Origin of the sequence: Paraburkholderia sp. NMBU_R16 (assembly GCF_013282575.1) — a bacterium.
GTDB lineage: Bacteria > Pseudomonadota > Gammaproteobacteria > Burkholderiales > Burkholderiaceae > Trinickia.
Window position 1 is genome coordinate 1 of the sequence record NZ_JAAAYE010000210.1, and the last position, 1,219, is coordinate 1,219.

At 61.7% G+C, this 1,219-nt stretch carries 1 protein-coding gene; it reads right to left on the reverse strand.

Annotation, left to right across the window (positions count from 1 at the left end; translation table 11 throughout):
- Positions 1-33: 33 nt before the first annotated feature.
- The gene (locus GWC77_RS27865) at positions 34-1,134 is read right to left on the reverse strand and encodes an IS5 family transposase (protein WP_173262733.1); all 1,101 of its coding nucleotides are present in this window, start codon (positions 1,132-1,134) and stop codon (positions 34-36) included.
- Positions 1,135-1,219: the final 85 nt, after the last annotated feature.

Consider the following 1,219-nt stretch of genomic DNA (forward strand, 5'->3'; position numbering starts at 1 on the left):
TCTGAGGCTCGTTTTTTGCCCGGCTCCCTCCCTTTATGCCGCCGCCGGACGGACTGCGCCCAGCGAGCGCATACGCACGAGGTTGTAGGCGGCCATGTTCAGAACGAACATCTGGTCGACCTTCTTCAACCCGCGCACCATCACCTGCCGCATGCGTCCCACCGTCTTGACCCAGCCAAACGCCTGCTCGATGAGCTTGCGCTTTTGCTGCGACAGCGCATAGCCTTCGCTGCCGGCAATCTCGTCGGCCACCGCCGATCGGCGATTCGACTTGTTCTGCGCCACATGCGGCACGACCTTCAGATTCGTGCAGGCTTCGACGAATTCCTTCGCGTCATAACCCTTGTCCGCGCCCAGCGTAATCGGCGTGTCGGCACCATCGAGTGCTTGGCGTGCATCGTCAATCATCCGCTCGGCTGCGTCACGCTCGGCGTAGCCGTCCGCGCGACTCACCCGCGCGTTCACGATCAGCCCATGGCGGTTGTCGCTCAGCGCGTGGCCCATGTAGCGCAGTTCGCTGGCCGTGTTGCCCTTGCGGAACAGCCGCGCATCCTCATCGGTGTTTGAGGCGTGCGTCTCATTGCTGCGCTTCTCGCCCTTGAAGTTGCCCCTGCTGCCGCCGTCGTCATCGCCGCCGTCTTTGCGCTTGAAACTCTTGTGTCCCGCCCAGGCCTGAATCAGCGTGCCGTCCACGCTGAAATGCTCGCCTGACAGCAACTTTCTCTTCTCGGCCAGCGCCACCACCTCATTGAAGAACTCGACCACTGCGTCATGACGAATCAAACGCTCGCGGTTCTTCGTGAAGACCGTCGGCACCCACACCACATCGTCCATCGCCAAGCCGATGAACCAGCGAAACAGCAGGTTGTACTGCACCTGCTCCATGAGTTGGCGTTCCGAGCGCACGCTGTAAAGCACCTGGATCAGCATCGCGCGCAGCAGCTTCTCCGGCGCGATGCTCGGCCGTCCGCCCTTCGCGTCCGCTTCGTACATCCGGGTGAACAGCCCATCGAGCTTCGCCAGCGCCTCGTTGGCCATCTGCCGGATCGCCCGCAGCGGATGCGAGGCCGGGATGAAATCATCCAGCTTGCTGAACGTGAACAACTTCTCGGTGAATGTGTCGCTACCGCGCATGATCTTCAGGAGGCAGACAGGGCTTTCTTATCAACGCTTCGGCCACCTCGTCCGATGACCAGGCGAGTGGTATTTCAGCAAGCTG